Origin of the sequence: Edaphobacter dinghuensis, from assembly GCF_014640335.1 — a bacterium.
GTDB classification, from domain to species: Bacteria; Acidobacteriota; Terriglobia; order Terriglobales; family Acidobacteriaceae; genus Edaphobacter; species Edaphobacter dinghuensis.
In genome coordinates this window covers 166,164-181,573 of the sequence record NZ_BMGT01000004.1, presented here as the reverse complement: position 1 = coordinate 181,573, position 15,410 = coordinate 166,164, and the positions used below count along the sequence as shown (strand labels likewise).

Annotated in this window: 15 protein-coding genes; 10 read left to right on the top strand and 5 right to left on the bottom strand. The window is 53.1% G+C overall.

The genetic code is table 11. From position 1 onward, the window contains the following. Window positions 1-39 precede the first annotated feature (39 nt). Both IEW09_RS17085 and IEW09_RS17080 read right to left on the bottom strand, forming a co-directional pair. Window positions 40-1,062 (bottom strand): hypothetical protein, encoded by a 1,023-nt coding sequence (locus tag IEW09_RS17085; RefSeq protein WP_188555474.1) that lies wholly within the window; start codon window positions 1,060-1,062, stop codon window positions 40-42. Beyond that, the gene (locus IEW09_RS17080; RefSeq protein WP_188555473.1) at window positions 1,062-1,469 is read right to left on the bottom strand and encodes a helix-turn-helix domain-containing protein; all 408 of its coding nucleotides are present in this window, start codon (window positions 1,467-1,469) and stop codon (window positions 1,062-1,064) included. Before IEW09_RS17080 ends, IEW09_RS17085 begins: the two co-directional genes overlap by 1 nt. Before the next feature lie 172 nt (window positions 1,470-1,641). Here IEW09_RS17080 and IEW09_RS17075 point away from each other — a divergent pair, with 172 nt between their 5' ends. From IEW09_RS17075 to IEW09_RS17040, 8 genes are all read left to right on the top strand, one after another. After that, the gene (locus IEW09_RS17075) at window positions 1,642-2,727 is read left to right on the top strand and encodes an adenylate/guanylate cyclase domain-containing protein (protein WP_188555472.1); all 1,086 of its coding nucleotides are present in this window, start codon (window positions 1,642-1,644) and stop codon (window positions 2,725-2,727) included. Between the two features lie 24 nt (window positions 2,728-2,751). Beyond that, window positions 2,752-4,299, top strand: coding sequence for an adenylate/guanylate cyclase domain-containing protein (locus IEW09_RS17070; protein WP_188555471.1), 1,548 nt, complete (start codon window positions 2,752-2,754; stop codon window positions 4,297-4,299). Beyond that, window positions 4,271-4,999: an SEC-C metal-binding domain-containing protein gene (locus IEW09_RS17065; protein ID WP_188555470.1), complete on the top strand. Its 729-nt coding sequence runs from the start codon at window positions 4,271-4,273 to the stop codon at window positions 4,997-4,999. The genes IEW09_RS17070 and IEW09_RS17065 overlap by 29 nt, the downstream gene beginning before the upstream one ends. A gap of 923 nt (window positions 5,000-5,922) precedes the next feature. Continuing rightward, window positions 5,923-7,116 carry a hypothetical protein gene (locus tag IEW09_RS17060; protein WP_188555469.1) on the top strand — a complete coding sequence of 398 codons (1,194 nt, stop codon included), beginning with the start codon at window positions 5,923-5,925 and terminating at the stop codon, window positions 7,114-7,116. Beyond that, entirely contained in the window at window positions 7,113-8,903 is a 1,791-nt protein-coding gene (locus tag IEW09_RS17055) for a 5'-methylthioadenosine/S-adenosylhomocysteine nucleosidase family protein (RefSeq protein WP_188555468.1), read from the top strand. The genes IEW09_RS17060 and IEW09_RS17055 overlap by 4 nt, the downstream gene beginning before the upstream one ends. Then, a complete protein-coding gene (locus tag IEW09_RS17050; RefSeq protein WP_188555467.1) occupies window positions 8,900-10,348 on the top strand; it encodes an argonaute/piwi family protein in 1,449 nt (482 codons plus the stop codon). Before IEW09_RS17055 ends, IEW09_RS17050 begins: the two co-directional genes overlap by 4 nt. A gap of 267 nt (window positions 10,349-10,615) precedes the next feature. Further along, window positions 10,616-11,248, top strand: a complete 633-nt coding sequence (locus IEW09_RS17045) for a SatD family protein (protein WP_188555466.1) — start codon at window positions 10,616-10,618, stop codon at window positions 11,246-11,248. A gap of 16 nt (window positions 11,249-11,264) precedes the next feature. Beyond that, window positions 11,265-12,065 carry a DUF3307 domain-containing protein gene (locus tag IEW09_RS17040; RefSeq protein ID WP_188555465.1) on the top strand — a complete coding sequence of 267 codons (801 nt, stop codon included), beginning with the start codon at window positions 11,265-11,267 and terminating at the stop codon, window positions 12,063-12,065. A 197-nt stretch (window positions 12,066-12,262) separates the two neighbouring features. On the opposite strand, the gene IEW09_RS17035 is transcribed toward IEW09_RS17040, so the two are convergent. Both IEW09_RS17035 and IEW09_RS17030 read right to left on the bottom strand, forming a co-directional pair. Continuing rightward, window positions 12,263-12,976 carry a hypothetical protein gene (locus IEW09_RS17035; RefSeq protein WP_188555464.1) on the bottom strand — a complete coding sequence of 238 codons (714 nt, stop codon included), beginning with the start codon at window positions 12,974-12,976 and terminating at the stop codon, window positions 12,263-12,265. A 140-nt stretch (window positions 12,977-13,116) separates the two neighbouring features. Further along, window positions 13,117-13,371, bottom strand: coding sequence for a helix-turn-helix domain-containing protein (locus IEW09_RS17030; RefSeq protein ID WP_188555463.1), 255 nt, complete (start codon window positions 13,369-13,371; stop codon window positions 13,117-13,119). A gap of 199 nt (window positions 13,372-13,570) precedes the next feature. Between IEW09_RS17030 and IEW09_RS17025 the strand changes: the two genes are divergently transcribed. Both IEW09_RS17025 and IEW09_RS17020 read left to right on the top strand, forming a co-directional pair. Further along, window positions 13,571-14,032: a hypothetical protein gene (locus IEW09_RS17025; RefSeq protein WP_188555462.1), complete on the top strand. Its 462-nt coding sequence runs from the start codon at window positions 13,571-13,573 to the stop codon at window positions 14,030-14,032. Window positions 14,033-14,191: 159 nt separating this feature from the next. Next, window positions 14,192-14,515, top strand: a complete 324-nt coding sequence (locus IEW09_RS17020) for a DUF433 domain-containing protein (RefSeq protein ID WP_188555461.1) — start codon at window positions 14,192-14,194, stop codon at window positions 14,513-14,515. Here the strand turns inward: IEW09_RS17020 and IEW09_RS17015 are convergent. Continuing rightward, window positions 14,510-15,052, bottom strand: coding sequence for a tyrosine-type recombinase/integrase (locus tag IEW09_RS17015; RefSeq protein WP_188555460.1), 543 nt, complete (start codon window positions 15,050-15,052; stop codon window positions 14,510-14,512). The two genes, IEW09_RS17020 and IEW09_RS17015, sit on opposite strands and share 6 nt — an antisense overlap. Window positions 15,053-15,410: the final 358 nt, after the last annotated feature.

Below are 15,410 nucleotides of genomic sequence, written 5' to 3'. Positions count from 1 at the left end.
ATTCGGCCTTGCAGAGAAAGTCGTGTTGTCGGACATCGGCTATTGGGGAGTGATGATAGCTCGAACGTCGTCACGACCTCCGCGAGTCTCAACAAGCACCTTGGCGGCCGGCAGCCGACTTCCATCACTCGATTCCCACCATGCAAGATCTTCTATTGCTTGTCCATCCACGGCGCTGCCGGTGAAAACTTTATGGATGATCGATCGATCGGGAACGCGCATATTAGGGAAAATAACAAGACTGGAAGCGCGCGCCGCATTGTTTGGGCTTACCTGTGTAGCCCTTAGAACTTCTATTGGCCTGTCGTGGAAACCTAGATCACCTTGGGCGATGTCTCTCCGCTCTCCACGCTTCAAGCCCAACTGAGCCTGCAACAAAATGCACGGCGTAGGCCATGCTCTGGAAATGCCAATGATCGATGCCTGCTGGCTCGCTTCCGGGCAGAGCTGCATGCGGATTGCTTCGATTCCTTCGAAAGAGGGTCGGCCCTTGGCAACAGGTTGGATGAGATCAGGAAGAAATCCGAATGCGCCAGCGATGACGTCAACCAATGATTCCTCTGGATCTTTATCGTCAAGGCCGAAGTGTGTTCGCCGAAATGCCAGACGCATTTGATCGGTCAAAATTAACAGGTGCCCAAGCTCGTGCCACTTGGTGTAGTAAGAGCGATATTTCTTATCCAAGCGACAATCGATAACCGACACATAGGGTAGCTCCCATGGTTTTCGGCTAAGCCGCTTGAATGTGATACCGAAGACATCGGGCGCCAGCTCTTCATGCAGGCTGGCGAAGGATCTTTCTCCACACTGCAGGTATCGAGTGCGCACGTCGTTCAGCTGATCGTCAGAATGTATCTCCTCGAACTTAGTACCCAGCTTGGAGGCGCTGATATCCAGGAGTTGAGAGAGAGTCTTGCAGTCTGGAAAATCTTTAAGGAATCGCGCTACGCGCTTTTCACAAAAACGAACGATGTCACGCACAGGATCTGTAGAGGTCCTGATCCCAAGATCGGAGGCCAGGGAATGAATCTTGTGACTTCGTTTGAGGCTGGTGGGCGACATCAGCCGAATACCTTCTTGATGGCATCGTGAAGCTTTTTCCAATCGTCGACGGAAAACGTCCGCAGCCCTTTGTTGCTCCGCCGCGCGATCACTGAACGATGCGCCTCAAGGAGTTCAACCGTGGCTGCATAGGACAGTTCGAGCTCCTCAGCAGCTTGGGATAGTTCAGGGGGAATTATGGTCGGTTGGGCTGTGACCATTTCCGAGGTTTCGCCCCGAAGCAGATAGTCGACCGAAGCACCCAATACATTTGCGATTTTGAGGAGGTTCTCGGAGCCGATGTTCCGTTTGTTGTTCTCAACGTCGCTGAGAAAGCCCTTGCTTAGCCCCGCCTGTTCCGCCAGCTGATCCTGGTTCAGGTCGAGGTCGAGGCGGATGTCGCGGATACGCTCTCCTACCGTAGGCATAGGCACCAGACCACAGTAACCGGTAAATTCATTAGCTTCACCCTAACGTTCACTACGATTACGTGTCAATGATACGTTCGCAGCTTGCTGCGAACTTTTTGGCAAATGAACCATATGATATACTGCATAGCGAACCACCCAGATTTGGATTATGCGCGACTAGGAGTAGCCGATGCCCTCCCCGCAGCAGACACAAATCGATCTCTCAAACATTCCGCTCTTCGCGGGAATAGAGGATCTTGCGGTTACAGCAGATCTGCAGGAGTGGCTGCATTTCTACCGCGATGGGGAGGCCATCTGTATCAAGGGCGCTCCGGCCGACTGCATGATTGTCATCCTTCACGGAGAAGTGGCGATCCTCTCCGAGGATTCCTTTTTGGTGAGCCGGCGGGCACCAGATGTATTAGGCGAACAGGGCTACCTGAACTCTGGCTCCTGCAGAACAGCCGACGCGGTCGCACGAGGTACTGTGAAGGTTCTTCGCATTCCGCACGCCGAGGTCATCCGGCTGTTGGATGTCAGCCCTCGCTTCACACAGAACCTGCTAAAAATCGTTTCTGCCAAGCTGGCCGAGGCTACCTCAGAGCGCGGATTTCGCTATCGGAACGAGAACCGCCTGATGGCCGCATTTAGCTCTCATCTGGCGCCAGACATCACTTCCAGGCTGCTGGCGCAGGGGGATGACTATGGCAGGCCCCGCCTGATCAACGGCGTTGTGCTGTTCGCTGACGTTCGTGGATTTACCGAGACAAGTCTCGGGCTGCCGCCCATGGAACTCGCGCAGCAGCTCGGTGACTACCTCGACGAGATGGTCTCCATTCTGCACGCGCATCACGCCTTTGTGGACAAGTTCATCGGTGATGCTGTCATGGGTGTGTGGGGGTTCCCATTCGAATCCCCACGCCAGATGTCTGAAGCATTCGCCTGCGCCAAGCGGATGGTCGCTCGTGCTGGAACCAAGACCATAGGCGGTAAGCCTGTCCGCATCGGAGTCGGTTTGAGCGCGGGTTCAATCTTCTGCGGGAACGTCGGCAACGATCTGAAGAGGCAGTTCACCGTTCTCGGTCCGACTGTCAACTTGGCTGCACGTTGCGAAAGTGCATGCAAAGAGCTGAGTGCCTCCATCGTGATTGCAGAGGATGCTCATGCTCAGCTGAGTCCCACGGAGGCCGCCGAGCTGACCGCCCACTCTGGCGTTTCGCTTAAGGGGATTGGAGACGTTTGTTTGTACACGATTAGGAACGAGGACCCGCAATAGAGCGATAGCAGCAAGGAGATTGATATGAGCTGGGATTACAACACGAGTTTGGAACGCGTCGAGACGCATCTGCAGAATATGGGTGAGATCGAGGTCGAAAAGTTAGTCCGCGATGCAGACCTCCATAACTTGCTATCAGAAACCTGCTGCCGTGACATCTACGGCGCGCACGTTTATCTGGACATTCCTAACTTTGCCGATCTCGCCACCATGACTGCAGAAGGTGAAGACTATCGCCGCGTCATTCAGGCGCTGCACATCTACGAGCGGGAAGTAGCCCGCATCGTAGAGGAAGAGATCTTCGACGGAGTGCGGATTCATTTCCAGGGCGCAAAGCTCCATGCTCTGTTCTTCCGCCCCATTGACGACAGCGAAGAGATTGCGGCCCGCGCCGTTCTGCTGCAGGCGGTCGTTCGGTACTTTGTTTGCTGCATCTTCAACCCAGAGTTTCCCAAACTGCCGAATCTCTCCGTCTCTGGTGGCGCCGCGCTAGGAAACGCGATCGGCACGAAGAATGGCCACCGGGGTGACCGTGAACTGCTGTTCCTCGGCGCGCCGGCGAATTACGCGGCAAAGATTATGACAGGCACCGACACCTTGCGGATCACGACAGATGTTTACGATGCCTTGCCGGAAAGCCTGCAGGACTACTTCGTCGCGCTTGAAGATGACCGCCTGGGCATCACCGTCTACGACATGGGGTCTATCTCGCTGGAAGACCTCGACGCCCTGCTCCAGGCCTATGGGGTCAGCTGGGATCGCGCAGCTTCACTTCAGCGGATCAAGGACGACAAGGCCAACTTTCCTCTGAACAAGATCGAATATAGCGACGCGGAAGTATTGATCGATATGGACAGCCTCGGCATCCGGAACAACAAGCGTGTCTTGGCGGCATCGGTTTTCGGCGATGTGTCTGGCTTCACGGCATATATCGACAAGGCCGCAGAGGAGAACAACGCCAAGGCGGCACTGCGAGTGCTGCATGCGATTCGCAAGGAGATGGCGTCCATCGTCAAGCACGATTTCGGCGGCATCCGGGTTCAGTTTCAAGGCGACCGCGTGCAGGCGCTCTTTCATCTGCCGCAGGGCGATGAGAAGCGCATCGCCGCTCGCGCTGTGGATACAGCCGTGGCCTTGCAGTCTGCGATGGAGCTCGTCGTCAAGAAGGTGTTACCAGAGGCGTCGGAACTAGGCATGGCGGTGGGATCGTCGGTGGGAGTGACCCTCGTCTCAAAACTGGGCACGCACGGCAACCGCGACCGCATCTGCATCGGCGATTCTGTGGAAGATGCTGCGACCTACCAGGAGGGCTCCGCCGGCGGACAGATCGCCATCCCGGCAGAGATTCACGCTCACTTAGATGAAGACCTCCAGAAGTTGTTCGTCTGGAATAAAGACCGCGCGCTTTATATCGCGACCAATCTGACGCAGGATAAGGTCGAGCGCGCACGCAAGGCGTCCATGTTCAAGCAGGCCGTTTATGTCACGTCTGGTGCTCAGGGTGCTTATGTTGGCAGTCAAGCGACTGCGGGGAGCCGTTCGTTTGTACCATCGAAGTCGTTCGCGGAGTAAGCCGAAGGCATGGTTCGAGCGCGCGGACGGCTGTGTCCTGCGTGCCGAAGAAGCTCTTGTGAAGGAGCTCTACCCTCTGCTGCGCTTTCGGCTGGATGCTGATGCCGACAAGATGAACCTTGAGGGCGACTTCGTTCTACAGACCGACTGCGGCGTCACCACCTCAATCGCCATTCGTGTTGAGTTTCCTCACGACTATCCGGACTCAGAGCCTGTTGCCTTCGACTCAGCTAGCCGATTCCCGGCGTTGGTAGACCGACACATTATTAGGAATGGCCAATTCTGCCTTTGGCTCCCGCCCTGCTCGCCTTGGGACAAGAACGACCCGAACCGCCTGGTTCGCTTTCTGGACGAGGTGATGGTCTTTCTGGAGCGGCAGATGGTTTTTGATGTAACAGGGGTTTGGCCTGGTGGTCAGTATAAGCACGGGGCCGATGGTTATGAAGAGTTTATGCTTACTCGACTCGACGGTAACCAATCACACTTTGACTCGCTGTTTTCTGTCATCCTCGGACGAGTTCATCCTGGGCGGAATGAACTGTGTCCTTGCGGAAGCCACAAGAAATACAAGCGTTGTCACGCCGATACGGTCGCTGAAATTGCAGCTCAGATCGGCCATGGAACACTGAAGAGGCTCTACGACAAGCCAAAGCCCCGGCCTGCTTCTGGGGAGGATATTCGGAGTTTCGCTGCGGCTTGACAGGTTCAGACAGTACCCAAAACTGCAACAGAAAGAGGAAGTAAATGCCAAACGTCATCGTTGAACCAGAAGAGGGTGGAACATTCGCGGCGATTCAGAACAAGCGCGTTATCGCGAGAGGAGACACGCAACTCGCGGCGGGTGAGAAAGCACACGATCTCAGACCCAATGACCACGTCGTCGCAGCACGCGTCAGATCTAGGGACGATGGCGGTCCAGATAAGTTCCGCCACATGTTCGGACCGAAACGAAAGTCACGCTAGAGGAGCAGTAGAACGGTGGTATATCTTATCGGCTGTGATCACGGTAAGGCTCAGACGTACCGAAACGGGAGCTCTTTAACCGACCCCGAAAATCAGGCGCACGCTGAATTCAAGAAACTCGTTTTGGCAGCCGCTGTGCGCTATAAACCGGAGCTGATTGCTGAGGAAGCGAATACAACGATCCTACGCAACACGCAGCGACAGTCGGTAGTACAGGAAGCAGCTTGTGAGAGCGGAATCACCCATAAATTCTGCGAACCTACTTGGGACGAGAAGGACCAGCTTCAGATAGAAGAATCGCTTCCGTTCTTGGGGCCATGTCCTCCATCCGAATGGGAGGCGCGGGTCCCGACAGTAGATCTCGCGTATCGTCACGAGATTGCTCATCGGTGGCCGGTCCGCGAGAAGTTTTGGATTGATTGTTTGGGAGACGGACTTAAGCACGATGTGCTTTTTGTCTGCGGTGATGCCCACAGATGGACCTTTCGCCGGCGCCTGGAGGCAGAGGGCATACAAGTAAAGCTTCTTGCGAAGAGAGTTGGTGCGCAAACTCTTCCGCGAAACTACTTTGAGGCTTATCGAGAGGTTCGACAGAACGGTTTTCCTCCACCCACCGGATGCTTTTGCGTGAGCCCCGTCTCATAGGAGTTTCTTCACGACATGTATGACACGGCGCCTTCTCTGGTTTGGCCACGCTTGTTGGATCTCCCTCCGGCAGAGCAGCTTGTCGTTTACCTCGACCTGAACCACTGGATCGGATTGCCGCAGGCCCTGACAGGTCATCGGCAAGGAGCAAAGCATAACGTTGTGCTCGAAGCATGCCGTGCTGCACGTTCCGCTGGAAACGCCATATTTGTCCTTTCAGGAACTATCTATGCGGAAGTGCAAAAGATAAAAGATCCCGAACAACGACGACGGCTCGCGGAGGTAATTGAAGAACTCACCGATTTCAATACGCTTGTGAGCCGAGTCGTAGTGATGGAACTGGAGCTTTCAGCAGTCCTAGATCCAATTGCGAAGCTTCCGAATCCGCTTCCAAAGGTGCCTTTAGTCGGCCGCGGTATCCGTCATGCATTTGGTGTGCAGAGTGGGTTCTCGATCATGGGGCCCTCTGGGGATGAAACAGAGAGCTTTCGACAACGCTACGGCTCCGCAGCCTTTGACATGTTCATGAAAGATTCCATCTTGAGAATGGAACGATCCATCTTGCGAGGGCCGGTCAACTCAGAGGATGGGGCTGAACTGCGTACCCTTGGATATAAACCTGAAGGGCCAACTGCTGTGACCGACGGCCGAGTCCAACAAGAGCTCGACTTCAAGCAGAGACTCGATTCTGATCCAAAGTCCAGGCGCGGGCGATTGGACGATTTTGTATCCGCACGTGAACTTATCATTGAGTTTCAGAACATCCTTCCCAGGGCGCTCGAAGAGAGAGGCCTCGTCCTTCCGGACCTAGTTAAGAATCCGGAATCAGGCAGGAGACTGGTTCGATCTATGCCAAGCACCGACGTCGCTATCGTGCTGAAGGCAGCATGGCATCGAAACGGACAGCGGACGTGGGCCGTCAACGATATCTACGATATTGACGCCTTGGCGCTTGCGACACCTTACTGCGATGTAGTGGTTACTGAAAAGGCCTGCCATCACATTCTCAGTATCGCGAAGATGGGAGAACGCATGAATACAGCCCTCTTGCAACATTTAACAGACCTTCCAGCAGTTCTTCAGAAGCGGGCTTCGAAACGCCTTTCCATATCGGATTCCGCCTCGACCTGTGGGAATGCAAATAAGAGCGTCGGTAACATGGTAGAAGCGAAAACATCCACAAAAATAGAAGGTGGACACAACCGTTGAAGACACAGCCGCTGGTCGATGTGGGAATCCTGACAATCCGAGATGATGAGTTCCGCGCTGTTCTAAATGCGTTTCCTCGCGGTCATACGATTTACAGGGGACGACACCGGGAATACACGCTGCGAACCGCTGACGCTGGTGAGGGTCATCAATACACCATCGCGGTGCTCAGGCAGATTGAACAAGGGAACGGAGAAGCTCAGGAAGCCGCGCGAGACCTTATAGACGATCTGCAACCCTCTCTACTACTGATTGTTGGTATCGCAGGCGGTCTCCCTTCAGAAGATATAAGTCTTGGTGACGTTGTCCTCTCGACACGCATATTGGACTTTAGTCTTGAAGCTCGCAAGTTCCAAGACGAGACTACCTACAACGTAGGTGGTGGTCCGATCAGTAAGCAGATCGCTACAGGAGTGGCCAATTTGAGTGCACGGGAGGATGAGCTTGGCGAATGGTGGGCCGACCTACCCCCGAGACCCCCAGTAAGTTTCGCTCCGGGAAAGCTCTATGGATCGAGACCTTGGCAGAAGAGTGTTCGCGAAAGCCTAAGAGCTCACTTTGAAAAGGGCATACCATCACGGCCACCACATTTCTTAGCAGGCGCGATTGCGGCTAGTGATCGTCTTGTGAAAGATCCAGAGTTACTCCTCCCATGGATCACTAGCGCGCGCGGCATCATTGCTGTGGAAATGGAGTCCGCTGGCGTCCATCGAGCGACCCGCGATAAGACGCCGATGCTCTCTATACGCGCTTTGAGCGACATTGTTGGTCTGAAGCGACAGGATGCATGGACCAAGTACGCTTGTGCCTCAGCGGCTGCTTTTGCGGCCGCGTACCTCAAAACGCAACCGGTACCGGCAAAAACATCCACTACTGACCCGAGTGCTGAACCATCAATCAACATCTCAGACAATCAGAATGCCGATGTTCGCGAAGACAGTCTTGAAGAGAGCTTCGCAAATCTGATTCATTTACGACATTTCCCTGAGACACTCTATGTCGCGCCTGCCCACGGTAATAATCGCAGCAGTCTATGGACTCAGCTCAATCAGGATGCAACTACGAAACCTAGAGAATACATTTCCAATGCTTGGACCGTTCAAGAAAAGATGTTTTATAGCCTCGTTGATCCAGAGCGTTCGCGTCTGCGAAATGTTATCGATACAGGTGGCTTGGAACAACTCGAAACGAGGGACTGGGCTTTCTCTAGTGATCCCAACTGGCGTCGTCTGTTCGTACAACTCCTAAATGGCGCACTGAGCGATGATTTGGGAGCGCAAGGCGTGCGTTACTTCAAGGATCAGGATGTTTATGCCTTCCTGGGCTGGCCTGATGAGCCGGAGCGAAGCCTCAAGTATCAAAATCTTCGCGTACGAAGCACTGTTACCGTAGTCGCGCATTATGATCGAACCGCGAAGAATGGAAAGGCATACCATTATCAGCGCCACAGCGCATTTCAAGGCCGATTCCGGCTCTTAGGTGGTAATTGGTATTTAGAAATCACTCCAACCTACCGCTTCACCTACGACGGCAAAAGCCTGAGCCGATATCACGAGTCTCTTCTCTCAGGAATCAAGCGCTTCGAGCGGAACCGTTCGGTACTAAGTCAATTACTTCTCTGGCAAGCGGTACTCCGTGCGCCATGGAAACGCGCAGACTCTGCGCGCCTCCTAGAATTCGCTCCGCTCGTATCCATTCCATTTCTTTCGGAAGTGTATGAGGGAGCGCTCACAGCTTTGGACGCTCCTGCGCAGACACCACCTCAGGAAAAAGGGATCGAAGAATGAAGCTGCAGATCGTCGAAGAACCGCAACTAGCCTTCTTTCAGAATGATCTTCATGTCGACATCCGGGCAGGACTGTCGACGTTTGGTGCATTCGACAAGGGTAGTGCCTCCGTACCAACGCCTATCCGTATCGGAATGATTGGAACAACAGCCACAGTAGACGGCGTGCGGGACTGGCTGGAGCGCTGCAAAGACGGTGTTCCGTCCGACGAGCAGAAGCTGAAAGCTCTTCGGCCAGCATTTCCTGGCATGACTCAACAGGTTTTCGGGACTTCCTTGGAACTGTCCGACACCCTCACTCGGACTATAACCCGTCACGAACTGACAGCCGCTCTGCGCAACGGAAATCCGCTTCCGCATCTGGTGGAAGTATTTATGGATCACGCGAGAGACCTTGCAAGTAAGAGCGGACTTCACGTTCTCGTGGTAGCTCCGCCGCCAGAAGTCTTTGCTCTCGGGGATGTCTCCCAGGGAATTGGAATAGACCCACCAATTGACGAACTGCAACAACCCGCTCCTGAGCAGGAAGTAGCACCGCCGTCTGTCCTGAATTTCCATGATCTCTTCAAAGCGCAGGCTATTGATCTTCAACTCCCGTGCCAATTGCTGAGGCCGGACACGTACGGTAGTCCGACTGCCGGTCGAGTCAAAGGCAGGCGCATACAAGACAAAGCGACTACAGCTTGGAACTTCCATACTGCCCTGTATTACAAAGCGGGCGGTGTTCCGTGGCGATTAGCGAGACAGCCAGCGCTCCTGACTACTTGTTACGTTGGAGTGAGCTTCTTCAAGAGCGTGGACGGAGACAAGCTCATGACCAGCGTTGCTCAAGTTTTTGATGAACGCGGGGAGGGCTTAATCGTTCAAGGAGGAAGTGCTAGCTACGACAAGGACGACCGAAGTCCGCATCTTTCAGAGGATGATGCTTTTGCGCTTCTAGCCAATGGATTGGCCACATATCGGCGTGAACATAAAAATATGCCTGCGCGCCTCGTAATGCACAAAACCTCTTCTTTCAACGCAGAGGAAAAGGCAGGTTTTCGCCGAGCTGCCGACAATGAGAAGCTCGAAGTTCTCGACCTGGTGACCGTTCGAAGATCGGGGGTTCGGCTATTGAGGGCAGGCCAGTCTCCAATGATTCGCGGCACCTCACTTCTCTTTGATGATGCTTCAGGTATCGTCTACCTGAAAGGCACGGTGCCATATTTCCAAGTCTACCCAGGGGCCTACATTCCTCGCGCTATCGAGTTCATCAGGGAAGACGGAGAAACCAGCTCGGCCGAGCTTGCACGCGAACTTGTGGGCCTTTCCAAGCTCAACTTCAACAACACACAATTCGATTCTGGTGATCCGATCACGGTTCGTGCCGCGCGCCGCGTCGGTGACATCTTGAAGCACGTACCAGCTAACAAGAAAGTCAACGCACGATTCCGCTATTTCACCTAAGGCTAGACATTGAGAGTTGGGGAGCGGCTCAGATAGATGGCGGACCACTCCGTGTGATGTCTATACCACTTGCAGAGTCAGATATCGTCGGTAGCTTGCTCGCATCGTCAGCAAAGGCAATTTCGCATCCTGATTGGCCTTCTAGAAGGCAGTTTCCAATTGGAAGACCCAAAAGATTGACATCTGACTTCAATTCGTACAAAAATCTAATATTGCACAAAAACGTACAATAGTGAGGTCGAGATGCCGAAACAGGAGCGATTCTCTGTGATTACAGCCGACATCGTCGGTTCGCGCAAGGTTGAATCGTTTCGCCTCAAGAGAGATAAAACGCTAAAACAGATATCTGATTTACACCTTCGCGAGAAACTGATTGTGTCCAGATACGCGGTCACCGCTTGGGACGAATTCCAAACTATTTTGACCGAACCGGAGCACACACCCCGCGTCATGCTGGATCTCCGCCGCTTTTTCTATCCCAGTCATTTATGGATTGCCGTGGGAGTAGGTCTTGTCAGCGAGGCTCGTAAGACTCCAATAAACAGATTTGCTGGCGGGCAGGCGTTTGAAAGAGCCCGGCTGGCTGTCGAACGCCTAAGCAAGAACTCTCCGAAGTTCCGCATCCTGAGCGGCTTTGAATCCGGTGTAGAAGAGTTTGATTCCGTCGCAAATACGGTCTACCACCTGCACGACACCCTTATCGAAGGCACAACTGCAAAGCAGTGGGAGACGATAAATACCCTGATCGCTAGTTCTGGGCAGGAGGAGGCAGCCCAGAAGCTTGGTGTCGGCGTTTCCACTGTTTCAAGAACGCTCAAACGGGCACATTACTGGCACATGATCGAAACAGCAGACACGATGGGCGCTTTGTTCAAGAAAACTTTCCAATTGCACGAATAAGTACAAATCCACGAATATGAACATTATCGTGCATCCCGCGCTCACCACACTCCTGACCCTTCTGCTCGCACATCTGCTGGCGGACTTTCCGCTGCAATCGAATTGGATCGCACTCAACAAAGGAAAGGGAACTTGGGCTCGGCTCGTCCACATAGCAATTCACTATGCTGCTGCATGGTGTTCTCTGCTGCTATTCGCGAATGTTTCGTTCTTCTCTTGGTTCAACCAGCTAGTAATCGTCAGCTATCTGTCGATTCACTTTGTGATCGACACCGGCAAGGGGATTATCACCGCTCGTCGGAAGAGCTATGACAATACGGCTCTTTTCGTTATTGACCAGCTCCTGCATCTGCTTACAGTTGCTGTGACTACCGTGATCCTCGCCCGGCTCCACGCAGCATGGCTTTTCAGTTGGTGGCCGACTATGGCCCCCAAGACCCGATTTCATCTGCTGGTGGCAATCACGATCTACTCCGCAGTGATGTTTGCCGGTGGGCACCTGATTCGCTACTTCACCAAGGGCTTGTCCTCGAATCTCGACGGTGCCACGGGAACCGAAACTCCAGAGCAACTCAAAAATGCCGGAATGTATATAGGCTGGATCGAACGCTTTTTGATCATCACCGCGATCGCAGCCCAGTCTCCCGCGATGGTGGGGCTGATTCTGACGGGCAAGTCCATCGCCCGGTTCCCAGAACTGAAAGACGCACGATTTGCCGAATATTTTTTGATCGGAACGCTTCTGAGCGTTCTCATCGCTGTTGCAGGGGGTATTGTCTTGGCGCGAATGCTATACGGGACATTTTCTTTGAAGTAGCTCGCCGGCGCGCATGAAATCTCGGGTTCATGCGGCTGGCCGAAGAACAAGACCGGAAATCGGAATCTTTAGAGGTGTGTAACGGTGGTGGGATCGAACCGCCGACGCCGGCCTTTTCAGGGCCACGCTCTAAGACTGGCAATGTGGCCTGTTCCGTTCTAGAAAGCTGGTTGGTTGATCTAGCGATGTGCCCAGAATTATTTCGGCTCCTTCCTCATTTCTTTGGGATCTCCGTAGAGAATCCTATACGGAGTATCTTTCCGTTCATGCAATTCTCGGAATTCGTGCAAACTGAGGTTTTCTAAGCCACATCTCAGCTCGAGGAAAATCTCAATCTTTGGCCAATACGTCCACGAGTGTTCTGTTTCAAATCTCCGTCCTGATACGTGACGTCGAAACCAGGACAACAACTTAAATTTTTGAAAATCCGATGTCGCTGGTGCGACCTGGATAGCAACCTCTACTTCATCGATGAGATCTTTGTCTTTTGTGAGCATGCTGCCAAACACAGCCACGCAAGTTACTTTGAAAGCATATTCGTCGTCGGCGTTGACCTCGTGAACTCCATTCATGAATTCATCGAGAATGCGATCGGCTTCCTCGCGCGTGATCGGTTTAGCGGTACATGCATCGGCTAATGCTTGTCCATGCGTATTTACCTCAAACTCAGACTTCCCATTTGGCTTAGATGAAAAAAGCGTTAGGTAGCCGAGGTTTGCCATTTCATCGAGAAACGCGGTCGCTTTGCGAGGGCTGAGATTGAAGTATTTCCTGACCTCTGACCGGTCTATGTACTTGAAACGGTATCTGCGGATGAATTTCTGTATCTGCAGGGCGGGATAACCAGCGATGTATTGACGCGAAGTAATTTTCATGGCGCCGATCTTGCCGCAGATCCAAAACTCGGTCAAATTTTCATTGTTTGCCCTATTTTCAATACACATCGGCAAGCTGAATAAGGCGCAAGAGCGATTCTATTTGTGACAATTGCTGTTCATTTTGAACCGTTTGCAGGGCAAAATTCGATCAGATGCGTTTGCACATGATGGAGCTATCGATCGTTGCCTCTTTTTAGATAGGTGCGGCCCGGCAGTGAATTGCCGATCTGCCCCAAACTGGATTGGCTTCTCAGCCATGCGGCAATATCGTGAGGGTCAAACCGGATCGAACTGGATATCTTGAGGTGGGGGATTTGCCCTTTTGCCGCCATCCTATAGATTTTCTTGATCGAGACATCCAGGATTCGAGCGACCTCCGCGACGCGGAGAGCTTCTTTCTTGCCTTCGACGATTTCAGCCAGAATCATTCTTCCTCCATTGTCCTCACGGGAAGTGAGAGTTTGGAGAACCTGGCACGGAATGGAAATTCGGTCAAATTGGGGTATAGCGAGCGGCAGATGAGACGAGAAAGACGCCAAAGGAATGTGCTTCGACGCCCGCAGGGATTCTCTATTGAGGGAGGAAACTCGTTTTTGCCGATGAGAGCGCAACGGGTAGTCTTGGTCTATGTCTACGCATAAAGCCGACATCGAATCCGACCACGGATCGATAGAGGAACGCCTGCAACGATTGCAGACTATCCAAGAGATCTTCAAAGAGGAGGAATGGCTCACGGCTGAGATGCTTAATCGTCTACAGGCGGAGCCTCCCCCAGACCAGAGGCTTCCCGCAAGCGACTGGAAACGGCAGGGCAGAATCTTCAGTGTCACGTATGAGGGGGAAGAGTATTTTCCCTGTTATGAATTTGATGCTGCCTATCATCCATTGCCCTTGATTGGGGAGGTTCTTGCTGTCTTTGGTCCAGTTGCTGACACATGGAAGATCGCTGCATGGTTTCACTACCCCAATGGGTGGATTGTTGAATCCGGGGACAAGGGCATCAAGACCATCTCTCCTAAAGACGCGCTGGATCGCTACAACGATCTCATGAAAGCGATCGAGAAGCGCAAAGGAACCTACGTGTCGTGATGTGATCTGATTGCACGCTCACCGATATCTGAAACGCATGCTATTTGCGCATTACGGCTTGGCTCTTCAGCCAAGCCGTAATGGCATGAGAGTCAAAATCGAACCGGATGTATCTGCGATCTCTTGATCTACAATCTTCTTTCAAGGGAGTGAGCGTGTATGGATCCATTAGAGGAAGCTCGCGAAATGGTGATTGAGGATCCTGGGATTCTGAGCGGAACTCCGGTGATTAAAGGTACCCGGGTTCCGGTTCATGATGTCGCGGGCATGTTTGATGCGGGAGTTCCGATGGACGAGATCCTGGAGAGTTATCCGAGCCTAAAGAAGCGGCAGGTAGAACTCGCTTCAGTCTATGCACGTGCGTTTCCTGCTCCGAAGAGGCCTAGAAGGCATTTAGTAGATCTCGAGCATGTCACGATCATAAAGAGGGAGAGACTGTCTCTCAGTGCCTTGACAAGCAAGTCACGTAAGACTACCTCATAGCAATAGAACTTGCGCCGGAATTTCCAATGACGGCGCTGCAATCATGCTTTTGGTATTGTCTTGCCTTTTCTCCTTCTGAACAGAACCAATTCGTCCTGGCTCAACGGACAGCTGGCGCGGCCGCATAGCCTTATGATTAGCAAAACTTACATTAACCTTCTCAATCATGGCCTGGTTTCTGGCAGGTTTTAGATAACGAATGATGCTCTCCAGATTAGTCTGTCCCATCCACGTCATCACCGTTCTGAGGTCGATGCCTGCTTGAAGGTGAGTAGTGGCAAAGGTCGCCCGGAACTTGTGGAGCCAGAACTCAGCGGGATTCAACTTAGCCTTTCCGGCGTTGCGCTTGAGAGCACGCAGCATGTGTTTGTCGCGTGAGTTGTTTGCAGTGCTGAAGACCAACGAATGAGCCGATGCGCGTGATGCCGGCAAGGACTTGCGATGAGTTTCAAGTAGCGCGAGCAGTTCGTCCGGCACAGGAACTTCACGTTCCTTGTAGGCCTTCGGTGTCCAGTTGAATTGTGGCTTCCAGCGCATCTCGACGATGTTGGCGTTGAAGCGGACGTGTTCCAGGTGACGTGCATTGCTTCCTGCTCGCGAAAGCCGCTCATCAGGAGGAAGTCATAGAGCGTGCTGTGGTACGGTGAGCAAACCGCATGGAGCTTCGACAGATCTTCCTCTTCGTAGATCGAGACTTCCTGCTCGATAAAGCGAGGATGGTCATTCTTGCCAATCAGCTTCGGCACGCCTTGGGCCTGTAGGAAGGTGAGCACGTCCGCGAACTTGTTATGCACTGTGCGCGGCGAAAGCTTCTTCGTGTCGCGGAGGAAGGCTGCCAGGCGGAGGAGATCTTTCCGTTCAACCTCGTCCAGAAACCTCTTCCCACAGGATTCCT

Bases quoted from the DNA above. Each gene is read 5' to 3' on its own strand.
- IEW09_RS17060 (WP_188555469.1), top strand. From the start codon at position 5,923: ATGTATGACACGGCGCCTTCTCTGGTTTGGCCACGCTTGTTGGATCTC.
- IEW09_RS17075 (WP_188555472.1), top strand. From the start codon at position 1,642: ATGCCCTCCCCGCAGCAGACACAAATCGATCTCTCAAACATTCCGCTC.
- IEW09_RS17025 (WP_188555462.1), top strand. From the start codon at position 13,571: ATGTCTACGCATAAAGCCGACATCGAATCCGACCACGGATCGATAGAG.
- IEW09_RS17080 (WP_188555473.1), bottom strand. From the start codon at position 1,469: ATGCCTACGGTAGGAGAGCGTATCCGCGACATCCGCCTCGACCTCGAC.
- IEW09_RS17085 (WP_188555474.1), bottom strand. From the start codon at position 1,062: ATGTCGCCCACCAGCCTCAAACGAAGTCACAAGATTCATTCCCTGGCC.
- IEW09_RS17015 (WP_188555460.1), bottom strand. From the start codon at position 15,052: ATGCGCTGGAAGCCACAATTCAACTGGACACCGAAGGCCTACAAGGAA.
- IEW09_RS17050 (WP_188555467.1), top strand. From the start codon at position 8,900: ATGAAGCTGCAGATCGTCGAAGAACCGCAACTAGCCTTCTTTCAGAAT.
- IEW09_RS17030 (WP_188555463.1), bottom strand. From the start codon at position 13,371: ATGATTCTGGCTGAAATCGTCGAAGGCAAGAAAGAAGCTCTCCGCGTC.
- IEW09_RS17070 (WP_188555471.1), top strand. From the start codon at position 2,752: ATGAGCTGGGATTACAACACGAGTTTGGAACGCGTCGAGACGCATCTG.
- IEW09_RS17020 (WP_188555461.1), top strand. From the start codon at position 14,192: ATGGATCCATTAGAGGAAGCTCGCGAAATGGTGATTGAGGATCCTGGG.
- IEW09_RS17040 (WP_188555465.1), top strand. From the start codon at position 11,265: ATGAACATTATCGTGCATCCCGCGCTCACCACACTCCTGACCCTTCTG.